The sequence below is a fragment of the Pseudomonas sp. R4-34-07 genome (genome assembly GCF_003852375.1).
Classification (GTDB): Bacteria; Pseudomonadota; Gammaproteobacteria; order Pseudomonadales; family Pseudomonadaceae; genus Aquipseudomonas.
In genome coordinates this window covers 2433820-2455597 of record NZ_CP027760.1, presented here as the reverse complement: position 1 = coordinate 2455597, position 21778 = coordinate 2433820, and the positions used below count along the sequence as shown (strand labels likewise).

The 21778-nt window shown below is 61.2% G+C and carries 18 protein-coding genes; 6 read left to right on the top strand and 12 right to left on the bottom strand.

From position 1 onward, the window contains the following. Window positions 1-99 precede the first annotated feature (99 nt). The gene (locus C4J85_RS11325; RefSeq protein WP_124362477.1) at window positions 100-1248 is read left to right on the top strand and encodes an aldose epimerase family protein; all 1149 of its coding nucleotides are present in this window, start codon (window positions 100-102) and stop codon (window positions 1246-1248) included. A gap of 127 nt (window positions 1249-1375) precedes the next feature. Here the strand turns inward: C4J85_RS11325 and araH are convergent, their stop codons facing one another. The 7 genes from araH to C4J85_RS11290 are packed head-to-tail and all read right to left on the bottom strand — an operon-like array spanning window position 1376 to window position 9701. Beyond that, a complete protein-coding gene (gene araH, locus C4J85_RS11320; RefSeq protein WP_124362476.1) occupies window positions 1376-2344 on the bottom strand; it encodes an L-arabinose ABC transporter permease AraH in 969 nt (322 codons plus the stop codon). A 9-nt stretch (window positions 2345-2353) separates the two neighbouring features. Further along, window positions 2354-3856 carry an L-arabinose ABC transporter ATP-binding protein AraG gene (araG, locus tag C4J85_RS11315; RefSeq protein WP_124409609.1) on the bottom strand — a complete coding sequence of 501 codons (1503 nt, stop codon included), beginning with the start codon at window positions 3854-3856 and terminating at the stop codon, window positions 2354-2356. Then, window positions 3853-4857 (bottom strand): substrate-binding domain-containing protein, encoded by a 1005-nt coding sequence (locus tag C4J85_RS11310; RefSeq protein WP_124409608.1) that lies wholly within the window; start codon window positions 4855-4857, stop codon window positions 3853-3855. Before C4J85_RS11310 ends, araG begins: the two co-directional genes overlap by 4 nt. A 44-nt stretch (window positions 4858-4901) precedes the next feature. Continuing rightward, window positions 4902-5765, bottom strand: a complete 864-nt coding sequence (locus C4J85_RS11305) for an SMP-30/gluconolactonase/LRE family protein (RefSeq protein WP_124409607.1) — start codon at window positions 5763-5765, stop codon at window positions 4902-4904. 16 nt (window positions 5766-5781) lie between these two features. Further along, the gene (locus C4J85_RS11300) at window positions 5782-7362 is read right to left on the bottom strand and encodes an aldehyde dehydrogenase (NADP(+)) (RefSeq protein WP_124366718.1); all 1581 of its coding nucleotides are present in this window, start codon (window positions 7360-7362) and stop codon (window positions 5782-5784) included. A gap of 11 nt (window positions 7363-7373) precedes the next feature. Then, a complete protein-coding gene (gene araD1, locus C4J85_RS11295; RefSeq protein WP_124409606.1) occupies window positions 7374-8363 on the bottom strand; it encodes an AraD1 family protein in 990 nt (329 codons plus the stop codon). A gap of 15 nt (window positions 8364-8378) precedes the next feature. After that, window positions 8379-9701, bottom strand: coding sequence for an MFS transporter (locus C4J85_RS11290; RefSeq protein ID WP_124409605.1), 1323 nt, complete (start codon window positions 9699-9701; stop codon window positions 8379-8381). A gap of 192 nt (window positions 9702-9893) precedes the next feature. On the opposite strand from C4J85_RS11290, the gene C4J85_RS11285 reads away from it, so the two are divergent. Both C4J85_RS11285 and C4J85_RS11280 read left to right on the top strand, forming a co-directional pair. Then, entirely contained in the window at window positions 9894-11630 is a 1737-nt protein-coding gene (locus tag C4J85_RS11285) for an IlvD/Edd family dehydratase (RefSeq protein WP_124362469.1), read from the top strand. Window positions 11631-11678: 48 nt separating this feature from the next. Continuing rightward, window positions 11679-12401, top strand: coding sequence for a FadR/GntR family transcriptional regulator (locus tag C4J85_RS11280; RefSeq protein WP_124362468.1), 723 nt, complete (start codon window positions 11679-11681; stop codon window positions 12399-12401). Window positions 12402-12434: 33 nt separating this feature from the next. Here C4J85_RS11280 and C4J85_RS11275 read toward each other — a convergent pair whose 3' ends face one another. Continuing rightward, window positions 12435-12995 (bottom strand): hypothetical protein, encoded by a 561-nt coding sequence (locus C4J85_RS11275; protein WP_124366716.1) that lies wholly within the window; start codon window positions 12993-12995, stop codon window positions 12435-12437. A gap of 85 nt (window positions 12996-13080) precedes the next feature. Between C4J85_RS11275 and C4J85_RS11270 the strand changes: the two genes are divergently transcribed. Then, window positions 13081-14121 carry a hypothetical protein gene (locus C4J85_RS11270; RefSeq protein WP_124366715.1) on the top strand — a complete coding sequence of 347 codons (1041 nt, stop codon included), beginning with the start codon at window positions 13081-13083 and terminating at the stop codon, window positions 14119-14121. Between the two features lie 687 nt (window positions 14122-14808). On the opposite strand, the gene C4J85_RS11265 is transcribed toward C4J85_RS11270, so the two are convergent. Further along, window positions 14809-16935, bottom strand: coding sequence for a TonB-dependent siderophore receptor (locus C4J85_RS11265; protein ID WP_124409604.1), 2127 nt, complete (start codon window positions 16933-16935; stop codon window positions 14809-14811). Window positions 16936-17209: 274 nt separating this feature from the next. After that, window positions 17210-18301 carry an NADH:flavin oxidoreductase/NADH oxidase gene (locus C4J85_RS11260; RefSeq protein ID WP_124386170.1) on the bottom strand — a complete coding sequence of 364 codons (1092 nt, stop codon included), beginning with the start codon at window positions 18299-18301 and terminating at the stop codon, window positions 17210-17212. Between the two features lie 90 nt (window positions 18302-18391). Here C4J85_RS11260 and C4J85_RS11255 point away from each other — a divergent pair, with 90 nt between their 5' ends. After that, a complete protein-coding gene (locus C4J85_RS11255) occupies window positions 18392-18691 on the top strand; it encodes a helix-turn-helix transcriptional regulator (RefSeq protein WP_124366712.1) in 300 nt (99 codons plus the stop codon). 17 nt (window positions 18692-18708) lie between these two features. Here the strand turns inward: C4J85_RS11255 and C4J85_RS11250 are convergent, their stop codons facing one another. Both C4J85_RS11250 and C4J85_RS11245 read right to left on the bottom strand, forming a co-directional pair. Next, window positions 18709-19734, bottom strand: a complete 1026-nt coding sequence (locus C4J85_RS11250) for a GGDEF domain-containing protein (RefSeq protein ID WP_164487858.1) — start codon at window positions 19732-19734, stop codon at window positions 18709-18711. 2 nt (window positions 19735-19736) lie between these two features. Further along, window positions 19737-20588: a hypothetical protein gene (locus C4J85_RS11245; protein ID WP_177412812.1), complete on the bottom strand. Its 852-nt coding sequence runs from the start codon at window positions 20586-20588 to the stop codon at window positions 19737-19739. A 262-nt stretch (window positions 20589-20850) separates the two neighbouring features. Here C4J85_RS11245 and C4J85_RS11240 point away from each other — a divergent pair, with 262 nt between their 5' ends. After that, a complete protein-coding gene (locus tag C4J85_RS11240; protein ID WP_124362462.1) occupies window positions 20851-21741 on the top strand; it encodes a bestrophin family protein in 891 nt (296 codons plus the stop codon). The last annotated feature ends 37 nt before the right edge of the window (window positions 21742-21778 follow it).

Genomic DNA, 21778 nt, shown 5'->3' with positions numbered 1-21778 from the left:
GAAATCGGCGTTAAAGGCTATAAATTCGCTGTCTCAATCATGAAATATCGCACATTAGTAGAACTATTCAATCCAAAAACAACAAAAGGAAGTTCGACCATGAAGCACCCTCGATACCTGCTGTCCGGCCTGGCAATGTCCATGTTGATCGCCAGCGGCGGCGCCCAGGCCGCAGGCCTGACCAGCGAACACAAACCCTTCGGCAAAACCAATGACGGCACCGCCGTCGAACAATACGTGTTGCGCAACAGCCATGGCATGCAAGCCACGGTGATTACCTACGGCGGTGTGCTGCAATCGCTGAAGGTGCCGGACAAACACGGCAAGGTCGACGACGTGGTGCTGGGCTTTGACGACGTACAAGGCTATCAAGGCGGTACCGCGTTTTTCGGCGCGACCATCGGCCGCTTCGGCAATCGCCTGGCCGGCGGTGCCTTCGAACTCGACGGCAAACGCTACCAGGTGCCGCTCAACGACGGCCCCAACTCGCTGCATGGCGGCGCCCAGGGCTTCGACAAGCAGGTATGGCAAGCCAAGCCGGTCAAGGACAAGGATTCGGTCGGGGTCACCCTCACCTACCTGTCCAAGGACGGTGAAATGGGTTTCCCCGGCAACCTGAAAACCGAAGTCACTTATCGCCTCAACGACAAGAACGAGCTGCACATCGACTATAAGGCCACCACCGACAAACCGACTGTGCTCAACCTCACCAACCACAGCTACTTCAACCTGGCCGGCGCAGGTAACGGCGATATTCTCAAGCAGGTCGCCACCTTGCATGCCAGCCATTACACACCGGTGAATGCCACCCTGATTCCCACCGGCGAACTGGCGCCGGTCAAGGGCACACCGATGGACTTCCTCAAGCCTACCGCCATCGGCCAGCACATCAAGGAGGATCATCCGCAGCTCAAGTTCGCCGAACCGAAACAGGGTGGGTTCGACTTCAACTGGGCGCTGGACACCAAAGGCGATGTGAAGCAACTGGCGGCCGAGGTGCATGATCCTGAGTCGGGGCGGCGTTTGCAGCTCTATACCAGCGAACCGGGCGTGCAGTTCTACACCAGTAACTTCCTGGATGGTTCGGTGAAGGGCAAGGCTGGCAAGACCTACCAGCACTGGAGTGGGTTCACCCTGGAGACCCAGCACTTTCCGGACGCGCCTAACCAGCCCAAGTTTGCCTCGACCCGCCTGAATCCCGGGCAGACCTACACCCAGAACACCATCTTCAAGTTCACCGCCAACTAAAACCCTACATTGATCGTTCCCACGCTCCGCGTGGGAATGCCACCTGGGACGCTCCGCGTCCCGATTCAGAAGTGGACGCAGAGCGTCCTGGGATGCATTCCCACGCAGAGCGAGGGAACGATCAGGTTCAGCGTTGTTTCATGCGGTCGATGACCACGGCCAACAGCAGGATCGAGCCGCGAATCACGTACTGGTAGAAGGTATCGATGTTCTTCAGGTTCATCGCATTCTCGATAATCGCCAGGATCAATACCCCGGCGATCACATGGCGGATCATGCCGATACCGCCACTCAGCGACACCCCGCCCAGCACACAGGCGGAAATCACCGTCAGCTCGAAGCCCTGGCCGATCATTGGTTGGCCGGAGGTCATGCGTGAGGCCAGGATCACCCCGGCCAACGCGCCGATCAAACCGTGCACGGCGAAGATCAGGATCTTGGTGCGATCCACATTGACCCCCGCCAGCAACGCCGCTTCCGGGTTGCCGCCGATGGCCATGGTGTTGCGCCCGTAGGTGGTGTAGTTGAGCAACCAGCCGAAGAACAGGAAACACACGATGGTAATCAGGATCGGTACCGGCACGCCCAACAGCTGGCCGTTGCCGAACACGAAGAACTGATCCTGGGACACGCCCACCGCTTTGCCGTCGGCGAAGATATAGGCCAGGCCACGCACGATCTGCATGGTTGCCAGGGTGGTAATCAACGCGTTGACCCGCAGCTTGGCGATCACGATACCGTTGATCAACCCCACCATCAGGCCCATCAGCAGCGCCGCGCCGATGCCGAGCATCACGCTGTCGGTGTCGCGCATTACAATCGCCGCCACCACGCCGGCGCAGGCAATCACCGAGCCCACCGACAAGTCGAAATGCCCGGAGGCCAGGCAGAACAGCATGGTGCACGCCGCAATACCCACCGTGGAAATCGCCAGGCCCAGCCCGCGCATGTTCAGCGGCGAGAGGAAGTTATCGATCAGCAAGGCACACAGGACAAAGATACCCACCGCGGCCAGCAGCATCGCCCAGTTGTCGAGCAAGGCGCGCAGATCGAGGGGTTTGCGTGCCGAGGGCAGCGCGTTGTTTTGAGTGGTCATGGTCGTCTCTCAGTTCGCCAGGCCGCGCGGCAAGGCCAGCTGCAGCAGGTTGGATTCAGTCGCGTGTGCGCGCAGTTGTTCACCGCGCAAGGCGCCTTCGCACAGCACCAGGATGCGGTCGGAAATGCCCATCACTTCCATCAGGTCGCTGGACACCACGATCACCGCAATGCCTTGCGCCGCGAGGTTATGGATGATCTGGTAGATCTCGGCCTTGGCGCCGATATCGATGCCACGGGTCGGTTCGTCCAGCAGCAGCACCTTCATCGGCATCGACAGCCAGCGGCCGAGGATGGCTTTCTGTTGGTTGCCACCGGACAGGTACATGATTTTCTGCGCCGCGTTCGGGGTCTTGACCTTCATCGCCTTGATCTGGTGGTCGGCGTTGCCTTTCTCCCAGCCATCGCGCAACAGCCAGCCGAACGCGGAATGCGCGCCACGGGCACTGATGTTGATGTTTTCGGCGACGCTGGACAGCGGAATGATGCCCTCCTTCTTGCGGTCTTCCGGGCACAGCAGCACCCCGGCGGCGATGGCATCGCGAGGTGAGCGCAATTGCAGCGGCTCACCGCACAACTCCAGGCTGCCAGCACTGGCACGCTCCAGGCCGCTGAGCAGTCGGAACAGTTCCGTGCGCCCTGCCCCTACCAACCCGAACAGGCCGAGGATTTCGCCTTTGCGCACCTCAAAACCGATCGGTTCGCGCAAGCCGGGACCGAGCAGACCGTTGACCTTGAGCGCGACGTCGCCCTGCTGCCGTGGCCGGTAGTCGTAGATGTCCTGGATATCGCGGCCGACCATGCAGGTCACCAACTGATCGTGGTTCAGCGCGCTCATGTCATCGAAGGTGCGCACGAAGCGGCCGTCCTTGAACACCGTCACCGCGTTGCAGATACGGAACACCTCCTCCATGCGGTGGGACACGTACAACACCACTTTGCCCTCATCGCGCAGGCGCGTGATGATCGCCATCAAGCGATCGATCTCCCGCGCCGAGAGGCTGCTGGTCGGTTCATCGAAGGCGATCACATGGGCGCCACGGGACAACGCCTTGGCGATTTCCACCAGTTGGCGCTGGCCCAGGGACAGGCGCCCGAGCTTTTCCTGGGGGTCGATTTCATCGGCCAGGCCCTTGAGACACGCCAGCGCCTGCTGGCGCAGCACGCTGCGGTTGACCACGCCAAAACGCGACGGTAAATGCCCGAGGAACAAGTTCTCGGCCACGGTCATTTCCGGCACCAGGTGCAATTCCTGGTGGATCACCGCGACGCCGCTGGCAATGCTGTCGGCGGCGCATTTGAAGGCCATGACCTGCTCGCCGATCTGCACCGTGCCGGTGCTGGGAATATAGGCGCCGCCGAGGATCTTCAGCAGCGTCGACTTACCCGCACCGTTCTCGCCCATCAGGGCATGCACTTGCCCCGGATGGGCGGTGAAGCTGATGCCGTCGAGCGCCTTGACCCCAGGGAAGGTTTTGCCGATACCGTCAAAACGCAGGGCCGCAGCGGTCATTTCCACAGCCCGATCTTGGTCAGTTCCGCCTGGAAGTTCTCGCGGGTGATCAGGGTCACTTCGTCCATGGCGGTGTACTTCGGCGGTTCAGTGCCTTTGGTGACCCACTCGTACATCATCAGCGCGGTGTTGTAGCCCTCGATATGCGGGCTGGGCAGCATCGAACCGAAGAAGCCGCTGTTGGCTTTCTTCAATTCACCGATGGCGTCGGTGCCATTGATGCCGATGCCGATCACATTAGCCGCCGCGAAGCCGGCGCTTTCGGTAGCACGTACGCCGCCGAGCACGGTGTTGTCGTTCATGCCGCCGATGATCAGGTTTTTTGCGCCGCTGGGCAGCTTGACCAGCGCCGAGTTGGTGGCGTCCATGCTGCCTGGGACGTCGAGGGTTTTCAGCGCGGCGGTCAGGATATGGTCCTTGGGAATGCCGGCTTCTTCCAGGGATTTGATCGAGCCGTCGGTGCGTTTCTTGCCGGTGTCGAGTTCGTTGAAAGTGTTGATCACCGCATAGGTGTCCTTCCAGTCCCAACCGCGTTTTTTCGCTTCGGCGGCCATGGCGGCGCCCTGCTTCTGGCCCACTTCGAAGGCGGCCATGCCCAGGTACGGCACGTCCTCCATGAACTTGCCCTTGGCATCGACGAAACGGTCATCCACCGCAATCACTTTCAGGCCGTTGGCCTTGGCCTTGGCGACAATCGCCGGGCCCAGGGACACGTCCGGCGGGCAGATCACAAAGCCCTTGGCGCCGTTGGCGGCCAGGCTGTCGATGGCCGAAAGGGTTTTCTCACCGTCGGGCACGGCGATCTTGATCACGGTAAACCCGTGTTCCTTGCCGGCTTTTTCGGCGAAGGCCCATTCGGTCTGGAACCAAGGCTCTTCGGCCTGCTTGACCAGAAAGCCGATCTTCACTTCTTCAGCAGCCAGCAGCAGGCCGCTCAAGCTCATGGCCGAGACCGCCACAGCGGCGCAGCACAGGGAACGCAAACCACGACGACGATTCATACGGGTGACTCCTTGTTGTTGTTTTTGAATATTCGTTTTTCGGTTTATCCGGCGAAGCGGTGACAGGGCTTGCCTGGCACCTCGACCTCCAGGCTCAGTACCGCACCGTCCAATGGGTGATCCAAGGGGCTGGCGGCGCTGGTGATATACAGGGTGGTCAGATCAGGCCCACCAAACACACAACTGGTGGGGCGGCTGACGGGCAGTTCGACGATGCGGTCCACCTGCCCTTCAGGCGTCAGGCGCAGCAGACAACTGCCGTCCCAGCGCGCATTCCAGATGTAGCCCTCACTGTCCATGGCCGAACCGTCCGGCCCGCCGCGTTCGTGGGCAGCGAACCACGTCCGGGCGGGCTCGAGCTGGCCGTCGGGCTGAATGGCATGCCGGTACAGCGTGCCATCCAGGCTGTCGCCGAAATGCACATGGCCGCCGTCGTCGCTCCATAGCAGCGTGTTGGGAATGCCCAGCCCGCTCAGCAGCGGCGTGACCGTCGCATCGGCGTCGATACGAAACAGGCCGCCGGAGCGTCGCGTGATGGGCAGGTCTTCACCGTGGGCGCCGATGTTGTTCTGCATGGTGCCCAGCCATAGTCGGCCCTGGGCATCGCAACGGGCTTCGTTGCCGCGGTTACCCGGTTGTGGGTCGGCCACGCACAGCAAGGTCAGGGCTTCGGTGTTCAAGTCCAGCCGGTATACACCGCTGCTCAGGGTCACCAGCGCATCCCCGCTTTCGCAGGGGATGAACGCCGAAACGTGTTCGGGTAATTGCCAGACTCGCAACCGCCCGTCCATCAGGCGCAGGGCTTGGCGGGCGGCGATATCCACCCAATACAGAGCCTGGGACGGAGCATCCCAGAACGGCCCTTCGCCCAACCGGGCACGGTGCGGGGTGACTGCGCTCAACGACATGAAGCCTCCGGATGACTTACAGCGATTCTCGAGACGGCGCGCCATCCACCAGCCGCTGGATACGCAACGGGTTGGCGTTTTTCAGCGCGTCGGGCAGCAGGCTATCAGGGTAGTTCTGGAAGCACACCGGGCGCAGGAAACGATCGATGGCCAAGGTGCCGACCGAGGTGCCACGGGCATCGGAGGTGGCCGGGTACGGTCCGCCGTGCACCATCGAATCGCAGACTTCCACACCGGTGGGGTAACCGTTGAGCAGGATGCGCCCGACTTTCTGTTCCAGCAGCGGCGTCAGCTCGGCGAACTGTTGCAGGTCAGCCGGTTCGCCAATGATGGTGGCGGTCAACTGCCCGTGCAGGCCGTGCAAGGCGGCGCTGAGCTGGGCTTGGTCGGCGACTTCGACGAACACTGTGGTCGGGCCGAACACTTCTTCCTGCAGCACTTCATCGCCGTCGATCAACAGGCGCACATCGGCCTTGAACAACTGCGGCTGGGCCTGGTTGCCCGATTGGGCGTTGCCCGCCAAGTGCTCGATACCGGGGTGAGACAGGAGCTTTTCTAGGCCCTTGCCGTAGCTGCCCAAGGTGCCCGCGTTAAGCATGGTTTGCGCCGGTTGCTCGCCGATCAGCTTCGCGACCTGTTGCGTGAACGCGGTGAACGCTGGGGACGTGATGCCGATCACCAGGCCAGGGTTGGTGCAGAACTGGCCGCAGCCTTGCACCACCGAGGCGGTCAGGTCGCGGGCGACGCTGTCGGCGCGGGCTTGCAGCGCCTGCGGCAGCACGATGACCGGGTTGATGCTCGACATCTCGGCAAACACCGGGATCGGCTGCGGGCGCGCCGCCGCCATATCGCACAGGGCACGGCCGCCCTTGAGCGAGCCGGTAAAGCCGACGGCCTGGATCGCCGGGTGCTTGACCAGCGCTTCGCCAACACCGCCGCCGAAGATCATGTTGAACACGCCCGCCGGCATTTCGGTGGTTTCGGCAGCGCGGATGATCGCATCGGCCACCTGCTCGGCCGTCGCCATATGCCCGCTATGGGCCTTGAATACCACCGGGCAACCGGCTGCCAGCGCAGCGGCGGTATCACCGCCGGCGGTGGAAAATGCCAGCGGGAAGTTACTGGCGCCGAACACCGCGACCGGGCCCAGGCCGATGCGGTATTGGCGCAGGTCCGGACGCGGCAATGGCTGGCGATCCGGCAGCGCTTTGTCGATGCGCGCGCCGTAGAAATCACCGCGACGCAGCACCGTGGCGAACAGGCGCATCTGGCCGCTGGTGCGCCCACGTTCGCCTTTGATGCGCGCCGCCGGCAAGGCGGTTTCGCGGCAGACCAGTTCGACGAAATCATCGCCCAATGCGTCCAGCTCGTCGGCAATCGCATCGAGAAATTGCGCACGGCGCGACGCGCTCAAGGCGCGGTAAGCCGGGTACGCGGCGGCGGCTGCTTTGGCGGCGGCATCGACCTCCTGCGGGGTGGCCTGGTAGAACGCCTGGGGCAAGGCTTCGCCGGTGGTGGCGTCGACGCTCTGCAACTGGGTGCTGCCGTTGGCACTGCGCTGGCCGCCGATGTAGTTGTGACCGAGGAACTGGGGCATGGGGCTCTCCTTTAAAGGGTAATGACGTTGCCGGGTTCGAATGCCGCATCACTGCTGCCGACACGGTTGACCAGCGGCGCGCCGAATTCAGCCTGGGTAATCTCGAACACATCGCCTTCCTGGGTACGTATACCGTCGGCAAATGACAGCGTGGCGGTGCCGAAGAAGTGGATGTGCACATCGCCGGGCTTGAGGAACTGGCGGTATTTGAAGTGGTGGTATTCGAGGTTTTCCAGGCTGTGGCACATATTGGCCTCGCCGCTGAGGAATTCGTTCCGCCAGATTTCCTCACCGTTACGCAGGATGCGGCTGGTGCCTGCCAGGTGCTGGGGCAACTCGCCCACGCGCAGTTCCGGCCCGTAGCTGCAACTGCGCAGTTTGGAATGGGCCAGGTACAGGTAGTTCTTGCGTTCCATCACATGGTCGGAGAATTCGTTGCCTACCGCAAAGCCCACACGGTAGGGCTTGCTGTCCGGGCCGATCACGTAGAGTCCACCGATTTCCGGCTCTTCGCCGGCGTCTTCGGCAAACGGCGGTACCGGGAACGCGGCGCCGGGGCGCACCACGGTGCTGCCGTCGCCTTTATAGAACCACTCCGGTTGCACGCCCGCCTGCCCGGCGGCTGGCTTGCCGCCCTCAACCCCCCATTTGAAGATGCGCATGGTGTCGGTCAATGCGGTGTCGTCACCGGCCTGGTGCATTTTGTCTCGCGCCGAGGCGCTGCCCAGGTGAGTCAGGCCGGTGCCGCTGATCAGCATATGGGCCGGGTCCGGGTGGTCCAGTGGCGGCAGCACCTTGAGCTCGGCCAACAACGCGGCGTAGTCGTGGCTGTCGCCCAGGCCAAGGCTGTTCACCTGCTGCTCCAGGCCGACACCGGCTTCGATCGCGGCCAGGGCCAATTCACGCACGCTGCGCGCCGCCTGGACTTCGCGCAGCTGTGTGCCTTCCACTACGCCGACGCGGCGTTCGCCGTTGGGCAACTCGAACTGAACTAAACGCATGCCATTTCTCCTGAATTAAGTACGTGTGGCGCCACGGGCACTGGCGGCGAATTGGTCGGCGGGCAGCACATGCTTGCGTTCCAGCAGGCGGTAAACCACCAGGGTCAGCACCAGCCCGAACAGCATCACACCGGACAAGAAGTACAGGCCCGAGGCCAGGTTGCCGGTGTATTCCTTGAGCGCACCGATCACGAACGGGCCGATGTAGCCGCCAAGGTTGCCCACCGAATTGATCAAGGCGATACCGGCCGCCGCACTGGCACCGGCGAAGAAGCGGCCCGGCAAGGTCCAGAACACCGCCGTGCAGGAAAACATCGCGAAGGCCGCCAGGCACAGCGCCGCCATTTGCAGCACCGGCACACTGAGCCAGGCGCTGAAGAACAGGCCGATGGCGCCCAGTACATAGAGCACGGCGAGGTGGCCGTAACGGTCATTCAAACGGTCGGAACTGCGCGGGATGATCAGCAGGCCGATGATGCCGAAGATGTAAGGCACGGCGGAGATGAAGCCGGTGGTGAGGTCACTGCCGCCAAATTGCTTGATCAAGGTCGGCAGCCACAGGCCCAGGCCGTAGATGCTCAGGGTCACCGGCAGGTAGAACAGCGCCAGCAGCAACACGCGCTTGTCCTTGAGCGCATGCAGCGGGTTGCCGTGGCGGGTCTGGCCGTAGGCTTGCAGGTCTTTGTTGAGCTCACCGGTGAGCCAGGCCTTTTCTTCCTCGCTCATCCACTTGACTTGGCTGGGGCCGTCCGGCAGGTAGCGCAGCACCGGCCAGGTGAGCAGGATCGCCGGGGTGCCGATCACGATGAACAGCCACTGCCAGCCGTGCAGGCCCAGAGTGCCGTCCATGCCCAGCAAGCCGCCGGACACGGGCCCGGTGATCATCATCGCGATTGGTTGGGAGAGGATGAACAGCCCGAGGATCTTGCCGCGATGGCGCACCGGGAACCACTGGGTGATGTAGTACAGCACGCCCGGAAAGAACCCGGCTTCGGCCGCGCCGAGCAGAAAGCGCATCACATAGAAGCTGTGCGGCCCTTGTACAAAGGCCATACCGATAGTGATGGTGCCCCAGGTGATCATGATGCGCGCGAACCAGCGCCGCGCGCCGAAGCGGTCGAGCATCAGGTTGCTGGGAATCTCGAACAGGAAGTAGCCAATGAAAAACAACCCCGCGCCCAGGCCATAGGCCGCGTCGCCGATGCCGACGTCGGCGCCCATGTGCAGCTTGGCGAAGCCCACGGCGGAGCGGTCCACGTAGGCAATCAGGTACAGCAGGATCAGGAAGGGAATCAGTTTCAGCGTGATGCGCCGAATAAGCCGCAGTTCCTGGCTCATGGGGTCGATCTCCGATTGTTGTTTTTATAGAAGCTCGGGGGACGCCTCTCGCGAAAATCCGCCAGGGTCATACCTCAGTTGAGAAAGACTATATAGTAGGACTATTTGCAAAACAACTCTTCCAAAGCTTCGATTTTGCGCTTATGTTTAACCACGCTCAGAACATATAGTCATACAATAAGAGAATCGATCATGTCTGATAAAAAGCCCGGCCTACGCTCCGCCCAGTGGTTCGGTACTGCCGACAAGAACGGCTTCATGTACCGCAGCTGGATGAAGAACCAGGGCATTGCCGACCATCAGTTCCATGGCAAGCCGATCATCGGCATCTGCAACACCTGGTCGGAGCTGACCCCGTGCAACGCGCACTTCCGCCAGATCGCCGAGCACGTCAAACGCGGTGTGATCGAAGCCGGTGGCTTCCCGGTGGAATTCCCGGTGTTCTCCAACGGCGAATCCAACCTGCGCCCCACCGCCATGCTGACGCGCAACCTGGCGAGCATGGACGTGGAAGAAGCGATTCGCGGTAACCCGATCGATGGCGTGGTGCTGCTCACCGGCTGCGACAAAACCACCCCGGCCCTGCTGATGGGCGCCGCCAGTTGTGATGTGCCGGCCATCGTCGTCACCGGCGGGCCGATGCTCAACGGCAAGCACAAGGGCCAGGACATCGGCTCGGGCACGGTGGTGTGGCAGCTCAGCGAACAGGTCAAGGCCGGCACCATTACCCTGGATGATTTCCTCGCGGCCGAAGGCGGCATGTCGCGCTCGGCGGGTACCTGCAACACCATGGGCACCGCGTCGACCATGGCCTGCATGGCCGAAGCGCTGGGCACCTCCCTGCCCCACAACGCGGCGATTCCGGCAGTGGATGCACGGCGTTATGTGCTGGCGCACATGTCGGGCATGCGTGCAGTGGAGATGGTGCGCGAAGACTTGAAGCTGTCGAAGATCCTCACCAAGGAAGCCTTCGAAAACGCGATCCGGGTGAACGCGGCCATCGGCGGTTCGACCAACGCGGTGATCCACTTGAAAGCCATCGCCGGGCGCATCGGCGTCGAGCTGGACCTGGACGACTGGACCCGCATCGGGCGTGGCATGCCGACCATCGTCGACCTGCAACCCTCGGGGCGCTTCCTGATGGAAGAGTTTTACTATGCCGGCGGCCTGCCCGCCGTACTGCGCCGCCTGGGCGAAGCCAACCTGATCCCCCATCCGAATGCCTTGACCGTCAACGGCAAAACCTTGGGCGAGAACACCAAGGACTCACCGATCTACGGCCAGGACGAAGTGATCCGCACCCTCGACAACCCGATCCGCGCCGACGGCGGCATCTGCGTGCTGCGCGGCAACCTGGCGCCGCTGGGTGCGGTGCTCAAACCGTCTGCCGCCAGCGCCGAGCTGATGCAGCACCGCGGCCGCGCAGTAGTGTTCGAAAACTTCGACATGTACAAGGCGCGCATCAATGACCCCGAGCTGGACGTGGACGCCAACTCGATCCTGGTCATGAAAAACTGCGGGCCCAAGGGTTACCCAGGCATGGCCGAAGTCGGCAACATGGGCCTGCCGGCCAAATTGCTGGCCCAGGGCGTGACCGACATGGTGCGGATTTCCGATGCGCGCATGAGCGGTACCGCGTATGGCACGGTGGTGCTGCATGTGGCGCCGGAAGCCGCAGCGGGCGGGCCGTTGGCGGCCGTGCAGGAAGGTGACTGGATCGAACTCGACTGCGCCAATGGGCGCTTGCACCTGGACATTCCCGACGCCGAATTGGCATCGCGCATGGCCGACCTGGCGCCGCCCGAGAAACTCATCGTCGGCGGCTATCGCCAGCTGTACATCGACCATGTGCTGCAGGCCGACCAGGGTTGCGACTTCGACTTCCTGGTGGGCTGCCGTGGCGCCGAAGTACCACGGCATTCCCACTAATTGGGATGCTATGATGCGGCGAATTTAAGCCAGAGCCTGCCCGTCGTTATGGATCACCAGCCGCCCAAGCCGCGCAAGAGCATGCATGCCCAGATCGTTCAGGACTTGGGCATGCACATCGTTTCCGGGCGCTTCAAGCCGGAAGAAAGACTGCCCATGGAAGCCACGCTGTGCGAGGAATACAAGGTCAGCCGTTCGGTGTTGCGCGAGGCGACGCGGGTGCTCAGCGCCAAGGGCCTGGTGTATTCCAAGCCTCGGGTGGGCGCCGTGGTGCGGCCGCGCTTGAAGTGGCACCTGCTCGACCCGGACGTGCTGTCCTGGTTGATGCAGTCCACGCCCCACAGCGAGTTTTTCAACACCCTGGCCGGGGTGCGGCGCATTCTCGAACCGGAAATCGCCGCCATGGCCGCGACCACCGCCACCGATGAAGACATCGCCACCATCGAAAAAGCCTATGTGGGCATGGAAACCGCGAAAACCCACGAAGACCTGTTGCAGGCCGACCTGGACTTTCACCGCGCCATTGCCGACGCCACCCGCAACGACCTGCTCGCCTATATGTGCAACATGCTGTCGCTGCCGTTGCGCGAGTCGATCAACATCACCAACCGCCGCCCGGATATCCAGGGCCTGAGCCTGCCCCGGCACAAGGCGATCCTCACCGCGATCAAAAACCGCGACGCACTGGGCGCGCGGCATGCATCGTTGGTGCAGTTGGATGACACGCGGGTGGCGCTGGACACGGTGATGAATGTGTTGACGCCGCTATAAGCCGTGTCGACGCTCAGTCCGGCAATCGCACCTTCATCGCGTCGACATTACGGCTGACTTGACCGGAAGTTGGGAAAATTGCGGGTGCTGCTTGACGAAGGTTCTTAGCGACTGTTCCTGGCGGTCTACAACGCATATGCCAATGCTGGGGTAATCCACCGTGCAGGTCGCCAGCGCAAGAAATCCGCAGTTTTTCACGCCATAGATCGCAGCCGGGCGCGCAGCGAGCGGGCAACCGTAGGTCATTTCGCCCACGTAATTGATTTGACCAGTGGTCACGGTAAAGCGCAGGGGTTTTGAATAGGGCCCCATCACGCCGCGACGCGAGCCAAGGTCGCTGACTTCATAAGTGCCCGCAGGCAACCATGCCGAGTAGTAATCCTTAGGACCCCAGCCATAATCCTTGCCGGTGTCCACGTTGCGAAAGTTCATCCAGGTGCCATAAGGCCCGCCCTGGATCAACGCCCCGACGACAAGACCGGCGTTGTCGGCAGAATAGACTGTGGAATCCAGCGCCATTTCGGGTGGCAATGTCGAACAGGCGCTCGCCAACGCCGAGATCCCGATCACAAACAACTTATTTATCGTGTGCATTCAATCCTCGTTCCATCGAAAAAAAATCAAGTTTGCCAGTATGATGCGACATTTATCACCCTCGGCGTTAAGGACGACCCCTTCCATGAGTAATTTTTTTGCCGGCCGCATGCTCGGCGCGACGCTTTTCGCCGTGATGCTCGGCGGCTGCAGTGTGTCGGGCACTTACCCGGATGCCACCGAGCCGGATGCTGCCAAGCTACGGTTTATCAGCGACACGAGCAGTGCCACGCTGAGCGTGATGGATGCGCAGCATTGTGATGGGCAAACCACCGGCATCCTCAACAACCTGTTCCTGGCCAACACCCGTAGGCGGGCCGACATGTCGATGCCGCCGGCCTCCGAAAAAACGCCTTACCTGGAAATCCGGCTGCCCCCGGATAAAGAGCTGCTCCTGCACTTGAATACCCAAGGTACAGGCTCAGTGTGTGGCATGGCGTTCACCCTCACGCCGCAACGCGGTGCGGAATACGAAGTGACGTTCAATCGCGCCGGCAGCCAGTGCGTGACCATGCTTAAACGCCTGCACTCGGTAAAAGGCCAAGTAGTGCGCTCACCGGTCCCGCTGATCAATAAAGGATTACCTGGCTGCGCAGGTGCTAACGCGCTGTTTCCCGTGCCCCCCAAAGGTCTTCCGGCCACCCCGGAACGTGATGCCCTGGTCGAGCAGATTATCTCGCCGAGCATCATCGCGGAAATGAAACCCCAAACCGTTGCCGTCAACGACAGCGCGCGGGCCGAGGCCATTGAGCTGGTGGTCAACAAGCGCAAGGGAGAGATGAACCTTGATTTGCCGGATGCCTATTGGACCCAGTATCGCCAGAACATCGCCAATTACTTGGCTCAAGCCTACGGCGTAAAGGCCGAGGCGCTCGAGCGATACAAGGTTGAGTACCGTGCGCGCCTCTCCCGACTGGATACACCTACGCTGAAAACGCTGGTGCCCGATACCCCGGCAACCGACCTCACTCAGGCATTGGCCGTCAACGGCGCGATGCTGCAGTACTACCGGCAGTTGAATGGATTGCTGGAGAAAGAAGCAATGGCCGACAACTGGGCACACATGGCCGAATTGGATAAGCGTTATGGCGTGTGTGAGCGGTATGCGCAGTGCTGGCAGAATTGAAGGATCTGACGACGCCTTGTGAAACTTAGCGCCAAGGGCTTGGTGTATGCCAAGCCCGGATGGGCGCGGTGGATCAGTCACAGCGTCATCGGCCGGTCTACCGTCATCGGGGCATAGGTATCTACACAACTTTGGCGTAGCCCTGAACCTGTGGCGAGGGAGCTTGCTCCCGTGGCGACCTGGCGGCCTATAGCTATCTGACTGATGCCGCGCGATCCAAATGTGGGAGGGGCGGTGCGACGATTCGACTTGCTCCCGATGGCGGCCTGACAGCCGACCAGGATGCTGGATCAGGGCGAGTACATATCCGTTGCTGCGGTAACGGCGGCTTAGGGTTCCGCCCTTACGGCGTCTCACTTTTGAAAAGCGCAAAAGTAAGCAAAACGCTCTTGCCCCACCACTCGGCACCTCGCTTAGGCTCGGTGTGCCCGTAATCCGACAGTGATTTGGGGGGCCGCCGCCACGCGCCATCCATGGCGCGGGGCGGCTAAGCCGGCATCCCTGCCGGTTTACCCCCCAAATCACTATCGGATTCCGGCCAGCGTGGTTTAACGGGGCGCCTAGATCAAAAGCAAGATCAAGAGCGACTCGCTTCGCATCGTGGTTACTGTTGGCTGCTACAAAGTTGTGTAGATACCTATGGTCATCGGGGGCAAGCCCCCTCCCACATTGAAACTGTGTAGGCCGTTAGAGGGTGTAGGCGATGCCGACCTGCACCGTGCGCGGTGCGCCTGGGTAGGCATATACGTTGCCGAACGCACCTTCTTCATACTCGCGGTTGAACAGGTTTTTCACGTCCAGGTTCAGGCGTACCTGTTCGTTGACCTTGTAGTAGCCCAGCAGGTCGACCACGGTGTAGGCGTCCATCGAGAAGGCGGTATTGGCGGTCTGCCCGGCGCGCTGGTCGACGTATTTGCCGCCCACACCGAGGCCCAGGCCCTTGAGCCCGCCGTCCTGGAACTCATAGACGTTGAGCAGGCTGAAGCTGTTGCGCGGGATGTTCAACAAGCGCGTGCCGGAGCGGATGCTGTTGTCCTTGGTGACTTCGGCATCCACGTAGGCATAGCCGCCGATGATGCGCCACTCAGGCGTGAGGTTGCCCGCGACGTTGAGGTCAAAGCCTCGGCTGCGCACTTCACCTGCGGCGACGCTAAACGTGTTGATCACCGGGTCGGTCGTCAGTACGTTTTTCTTGTCGATCTGATAGATCGAAGCGTCGACGCTCAGTTGGCGGTCCAGGGCTTCCCACTTGATCCCCATCTCATAGGACTTGCCCTTTTCCGGCGCGAAGCCACCGCCTTCGCGTGCCGCACCGGTGTTCGGCTTGAACGAACGTGCGGCGTCGGCATACACCGCGACGGTATCGGTGAGGTCGTAGATCACACCCACACGTGGGGTGACGGCGTTTTCTGCGCTCTGGAAGGGGTTCACGCCGGGCACATAACTTTCGTAGTCATGTTCAAAGCGTTCGAAGCGTGCACCGGCCAGGACTTTCAAGCGCTCGGTCAGGGCCACCTGGTCCTGCACGAAGGCCGCGTAGGTCTTGAGGTTTTCCTTGTCATGCGTCGGCGTGCGCGTCAGCGGCGGGCGCGCCTGGCCGTAGACCGGGTTGAAGATATCGATCGGGTAAGTGCCCGGGATGGTGCTGGAGCGCTGGATGATCGACTTATAGTCGTAGTCTTCGTACTCGATGCCGGTCAGCAGGGTGTGCTCGAAACCGGCGGTGGAGAAATGCCCGGTCAGGTTGAACTGATAATCCTTGTCGGTCCATTCCAGCTTGCGGTAATTGAAGTTGCGCTGCAGGGTGCGACCATCGGCGCCCAGGCCGTTTGCCTCGATCGCGTTGCCCTTCAACGTCCCGTCCAACCATTGGAAACCGCCACCCAACGTCCAGTTGTCATTGAGCGCATGCTCGAAACGCAACTGCGCCATGTTGTTGTCGTTGTGCAGCTTGCCTACGTCCTTGTCGCCCCAGAACGTCTCGCGCGACGGCGTGCCTCGCTGATTCGGGTAGCGCGTCAGGCCACGGTCCAACGGGGCATTGTTGCGCATGAAGTCGCCTTCGAAGATCACCTTGGTGTCATCGCTGGCCTGCCAGGTGAGCACCGGTGTCACGCCATAGCGTTCGGTCTCGACGTGATCACGGAAGGTGTCGCCGCCCTCGCCCACCACGTTCAGGCGATAGGCCAGGCGGCCTGCTTCGTCCAGCGGGCCGGAGGCATCCAGGGTGCCGCGCTTCATGCCTTGGTCATTGACCTGGCTGCCCAAGGTGACGCTGCGTTCGGCCAGCGGCTGCTTGGACACCACGTTGAACGTGCCACCGGGGTCGCCACGGCCGTAGAGCATAGTCGCCGGGCCGCGCAACACCTCGAGACGCTCGATGGTATTGGCATCCGGCATGTTCGGGTAACCGCGATTGATCGGGAAACCGTTGCGGTAGAACTCACCGGTGGTAAAGCCGCGCACGGTGAAGGTGGTCAGGCCCTGGCCACCGAAGTTGTTGGCGCGGCCAATCCCGCCGGCATAGTCAAGGGCATCCTGCAGGCGCGTTGCGCCGATGTCTTCGACCACATCCCTGGACACCACGCTGATGGACTGCGGGGTTTCATGAATCGAGGTGTCGGTGCGCGTCGCACTGGCTGATCGGGTGGCGTGATAGCCCTGCACCGGTCCCTGGGCCGACTCGAAATCCGCAGTGGCGGTCACATTGGTCGCTTGCAGCTCGATACCGGCTTTTTCAGCCGGGGCTTGTTCTGCCCAGGTAAAAGGGGAAAACGCCTGCAGCACACAGATGGAAATCAGGGTACGACGCATGGATGTTGAACCTAGTGAATGAGCCAGATGGGGCGGCAAACCTGCCAAGAATTCGCCGCGCATCATATATCAACGCATTCGCGTTTGACATCCATTCTCATTTGTTATTTTTCGCGTATGGCTTTTGTATCCAGTGACTCGGTATTCCTGATGTCCATAAACCAAATGTGGGAGGGGGCTTGCCCCCGATAGCGGTGGATCAACCAGACAATCTGGTACTGACCCACCGCTATCGGGAGCAAGCCCCCTCCCACAGTTTTACCGAGTCGCTAGCTCAGCGATAACGTTCCAACCAATGCGCGTAAGGCGCCGGCAAGGTCCAGGACGACTTGTCCACGCCCAGTTCCTTGGCCGCAAAGTACGCCCAATGCGGATCGGCCAAGTGCGCGCGGCCCACGGAGACCAGGTCAAGATGCCCGGCCTGCAGCGCGCCTTCGGCCAGTTGCGGTGTACCAAAGCCCCACGCCGACGTCACCGGAATACCGGCTTCACGGCGCACACGTTCGGCAATCGGCCCCATGAACGCCGGGCCCCATGGGATGTTGGTGTCGGGAATGGTGAACCCAACGCTGACGCTGAGCAGGTCCAGGCCACCGGCCTTGAATCGGCGGGCCAGTTCGATGGACTCGGTGAGGGTCTGCTCATCACGGCCGTCGTACTCGATCACGCCGAAGCGGGCGGTGAGCGGCAGGTTTTCCGGCCAGACTTCACGCACGGCGGCCAGGGTTTCCAGAAGGAAGCGGCTGCGGTTGTCGAAGCTGCCACCGTAGGCGTCAGTACGCTGGTTGGAGTGTTCGGAGAAAAAGCTCTGGCCCAGGTAGCCATGGGCGAAGTGCAGCTCGATCCATTCAAAACCGGCGTCACGGGCGCGGCGGGCGGCGTCGACGAAGTCTTGCTGGACGCGGGCGATGTCCTCCAGGGTCATGGCACGCGGTACGTTGGGCAGGTTCGCGCCGAACGCAATGGCCGACGGGGCGATGGTTTCCCAGCTGCGGGCATCGGAGGCCGGGATGTGGTCGTCGCCTTCCCATGGACGGTTGGCGCTGGCTTTGCGACCGGCGTGGGCAATCTGGATACCGGGGACGGAACCTGCAGCCTTGATTGCCTTGACCATCGGCACGAACGCCTCGGCATGGGCATCGCTCCAGATACCGGCGCAGCCTGGGGTGATACGCCCTTCCGGCGCGACGGCAGTGGCCTCGACCACCAGCAGGCCGGCACCGCCACGGGCCATGCCGGCCAGGTGCACGTGGTGCCAGTCATTGACCATGCCGTCGTCGGCCATGTATTGGCACATCGGCGGGATGGCAATGCGATTGCGCAAGGTAACGTCTTTGAGTTTGAACGGTTCGAACAAAGCGGACATCAGATACTCCGGATAAGCGTGCGTGATTCGATAGTTCGATGGTAATCGAACTATGGTATTCAACGCTACCCCGCTGTTATGATCCGCGCCATGCGAGCCTTCAAACACCCTACCCCGCAAGAGCTGACACTTGAGCGCGTGCTCTACGCCCTCAGCGACCCCGTGCGCCTGGACATCGTGCGCTGCCTGGCCGGCGTGCCCGAAGCCAGTTGTGGCGAACTGGACGGCGGGCGCCCCAAATCGAGCATGTCCCACCACTTCAGAGTGTTACGCGATGCGGGCCTGGTGAACACCCGCAATGTCGGCACCACCCACATGAACTCATTGCGTCGCGAAGAGCTCGAAGGCCGCTTCCCCGGCTTGCTTGCGAGCGTGCTTGCCCAGCGCTGAACGCCGCTCCCTGGGCTTCAGGCCGTGACCGGCCGCAGCGGCGCGCCATCCAGATGCACACAGTCTTTGCCGTTGCGCTTGGCGCCATACAGGTTTTTGTCGGCTAACTTGAGCACCGTCGACAATTCGTCACCTGCCGAAAAGCGCGCCATGCCGGCACTGCACGTGTAGTTGTGAGGCGGGGCGACGCTGCAGCGGATCGCCTGCAACAAATCCAGCACAAACTCGCCGGCCAGCGCCGGGTCATCGCCCAGCAACAACACGCCGAACTCTTCCCCACCGATCCGTCCAAAGCTGTGGCTGCCCTTGGCGTTTTTCAGGCAGAGCGCCATGGCGCGCAAAATCTTATCGCCGACGTCGTGGCCGTACAGGTCGTTCTTGGCCTTGAAACTGTCGATATCCAACATGATGAAGTAGCCGCCCTGGCCGCTGTCGAGCAACTTTTCGAAGCTTTGCATGAACGCGCGCCGGTTGAGGATAGAGGTCAGGTAATCGGTCTCGGCCAATGCGCGAAACTCACTTTCCACCAGCAACACCGAACGCAGGTTCTTCAAGTATGAGTAACTCAGGATGAAACCAATCGACACCGACGACGCGCAAAATATCAGCAGATAACTTTGGGTTGCGGCATAGAGTTCGGCCTGCATCGGCGACCACAGGATAAGCCAGACCGACAAGGCGCCGACCAGATAATCCTGGACACTGATAAACAGGATCGCGCTGCCGACCACCAGCGTGACAGCCAGGGGCAAGCCGTAAATACGCAATGGCGGATTCAAGTGGATGATGTAGGCAAACCCCACCGACAACAGCACGATATAGGTCACCCCCAGCAACCGCCACAGCAGGAAGTTCGTCGTCAGCGAATGAAAACGGCACACAACTAACAGGCCGAGGGTGACGCTCAACATATACGGGTCGAGCACCATGGCCTGGATCAAGCCGATACCGGTCCAGGCAACGATGCCTATCCATTCGGCTTGCGTTACCGCAGGCGACAGCAACCGGCGCATCCTGGGCCTTAACTTCAAGTGAGCAGGCATCCCTACGCTCCCATTTCAATAGCATGCAGGCCAACCGCAAATGAAAAGGCCATGAACCGCTTTACCAGGCTGACAAAGGGCGGCAAAACTTCCAGCCGGGTCTTGGAGTGCGCTTTGAAATAGCCTTTTTCCACGCCCTCCTGCACCATTCGGATAATGTGGGTCTTGGACACCGAAAGTTGCTTGGCCAATGCCAGATACGAAGATGACCTGAACGTTGCCCGATCATTTTCCGGCGCAAAGGCATCGTTATAAATGGCCAGCATCAACAGGTGCCCGGCGTCTCTTTTCACCAGCCAGTAACACTCGGGCAGCAATACATCGACCGTGAGGTCGGCGTCGAGAATGATGGCAAACCCCTTGAAGTAAAGGGCCAGGAAACCGCGGTCATCCAACTCGCGCAATTGTTGAAAAATCGCCCTCTCGGGATACAGCCGCGCCAACGACTCCGTGAGGGAGGTCAACATCAGGCGCGCTTCACGGCAGGCTTCGTCCGAGGGCGCGTACACCCTGAAGCGACTGTCTTCGGGGTGCGGCGCAACCTCCATGAAGCCCAGCGCACGAAACAACAGAAAGATCGATTCCAGGCTGTTTTTCGAACAATACCTGCGCGTGACGCACAGGTTTTTTACTTCGGACAACAACGGCAGCGGTGTGGCGAAGTACTCGCTCAATAACGCAAACGACACCATCAAACGGCTGTATTTAAGTGCACTCTTATAGAAAAACGGTCGTCTGGAATAGGGCACGAGCAGCACGTGGTAATGCGCTCTCAAGCACGATTCAAAATCCCTATGACGTTCGAGCGCTTGCGCGGTATTACACATAGCCGACTTCAACGAACTGACATGCATGAAAGAGCCCTGATCATCCAACTTGATTCCACTGATCTCAGCTACGAAATCCCTGCAGCCCGGCCCCAAAACAAATCACGTGGTAAACCCTGCGGTTAATGGCTTTTTGCCTCGGCGCAATGTACAGCGATTGCCGCGCCAGACGACATCAGTACCAAAGTTGTTCCAGATTTCCCGAACCGGGTCCCGTCAGGCGAACCTTCACCCGTCTACGGCGTCGTAACCTGGCACTGTTGCCAACCGCACGCCGCGAGGTTCTCGTTTGAAAGCTGCCCTTCTCAAGAAATACCGCCTGATCATCAAGACAATGGGCTATGTGGGCTGGGCCCTGTTCTGGCTGTTGCTGTGGGATATCGCCGTCACGGTGGATTTCATGCTGTTCCTCAACTCCAAGATCAACCTGCCGCTGATGCCCCTGACCTTGCTGGGTTCGGCACTGGTGGTGTTGATCAGTTTCCGTAACAGCAGCGCCTACAACCGCTGGTGGGAAGCGCGCACCTTATGGGGCTCGATGGTCAACAACTCGCGCAGCTTCGCCCGCCAGGTACTGACCCTGCTGGACGATCCCGACAGCGAAGTGAACCCGATCAAATCCACGCTGTTGCGTCGTCATGTGGCCTATGTGAATTGCCTGGCCGCGCACCTCAAGGGCGAGCCCTGCCCGGAGGAAGTGCGCGCGTTCATCCCTGACGCGGAATTCGCCCGCAATGGCGCAACCAACAACTTCGCCAACGACATTCTCACTGGCTCAGCCGCATTGCTGGCCCGGGAATACAAGGCCGGTCATCTGGACAGCATCCGCCTGGCGCGGTTGGAGTCGACCCTGGTGGACCTGTCCAACGCCCAGGGCGGCATGGAGCGGATCGCCAACACGCCGCTGCCCTACCCTTACGTGTATTTTCCACGTCTGTTCATCTCGCTGTTCTGCCTGATCGTGCCCGTGGGCCTGGTGGAATCCCTCGGCTGGTTCACCCCGCTGGCGTCCACGGTGGTGGGTTTCATGCTGCTGGCCATCGAACGCATCGGTACCGACCTGCAAAGCCCGTTTCGCTCCAGTGAACATCAGATTCAAATGGAAGCGATCTGCGAAACCATCGAGAAGAACCTGCAGTCGATGCGCCGTGACGCCCTGGCCGGTGACCAGATCGGCTGATTGCCCCCCTCCCCTCAAGTGCCGCCGCCCTCGGTCG

Coding starts and splice junctions, on each gene's coding strand:
- C4J85_RS11310 (WP_124409608.1), bottom strand. CDS start 4,857: ATGAATCGTCGTCGTGGTTTGCGTTCCCTGTGCTGCGCCGCTGTGGCG.
- C4J85_RS11300 (WP_124366718.1), bottom strand. CDS start 7,362: ATGCCCCAGTTCCTCGGTCACAACTACATCGGCGGCCAGCGCAGTGCC.
- C4J85_RS11260 (WP_124386170.1), bottom strand. CDS start 18,301: ATGTCCGCTTTGTTCGAACCGTTCAAACTCAAAGACGTTACCTTGCGC.
- C4J85_RS11280 (WP_124362468.1), top strand. CDS start 11,679: ATGGATCACCAGCCGCCCAAGCCGCGCAAGAGCATGCATGCCCAGATC.
- araD1 (WP_124409606.1), bottom strand. CDS start 8,363: ATGCGTTTAGTTCAGTTCGAGTTGCCCAACGGCGAACGCCGCGTCGGC.
- C4J85_RS11290 (WP_124409605.1), bottom strand. CDS start 9,701: ATGAGCCAGGAACTGCGGCTTATTCGGCGCATCACGCTGAAACTGATT.
- C4J85_RS11245 (WP_177412812.1), bottom strand. CDS start 20,588: ATGCATGTCAGTTCGTTGAAGTCGGCTATGTGTAATACCGCGCAAGCG.
- C4J85_RS11250 (WP_164487858.1), bottom strand. CDS start 19,734: ATGCCTGCTCACTTGAAGTTAAGGCCCAGGATGCGCCGGTTGCTGTCG.
- C4J85_RS11325 (WP_124362477.1), top strand. CDS start 100: ATGAAGCACCCTCGATACCTGCTGTCCGGCCTGGCAATGTCCATGTTG.
- araG (WP_124409609.1), bottom strand. CDS start 3,856: ATGACCGCTGCGGCCCTGCGTTTTGACGGTATCGGCAAAACCTTCCCT.
- C4J85_RS11285 (WP_124362469.1), top strand. CDS start 9,894: ATGTCTGATAAAAAGCCCGGCCTACGCTCCGCCCAGTGGTTCGGTACT.
- C4J85_RS11265 (WP_124409604.1), bottom strand. CDS start 16,935: ATGCGTCGTACCCTGATTTCCATCTGTGTGCTGCAGGCGTTTTCCCCT.
- C4J85_RS11255 (WP_124366712.1), top strand. CDS start 18,392: ATGCGAGCCTTCAAACACCCTACCCCGCAAGAGCTGACACTTGAGCGC.
- C4J85_RS11275 (WP_124366716.1), bottom strand. CDS start 12,995: ATGCACACGATAAATAAGTTGTTTGTGATCGGGATCTCGGCGTTGGCG.
- C4J85_RS11270 (WP_124366715.1), top strand. CDS start 13,081: ATGAGTAATTTTTTTGCCGGCCGCATGCTCGGCGCGACGCTTTTCGCC.
- C4J85_RS11305 (WP_124409607.1), bottom strand. CDS start 5,765: ATGTCGTTGAGCGCAGTCACCCCGCACCGTGCCCGGTTGGGCGAAGGG.
- araH (WP_124362476.1), bottom strand. CDS start 2,344: ATGACCACTCAAAACAACGCGCTGCCCTCGGCACGCAAACCCCTCGAT.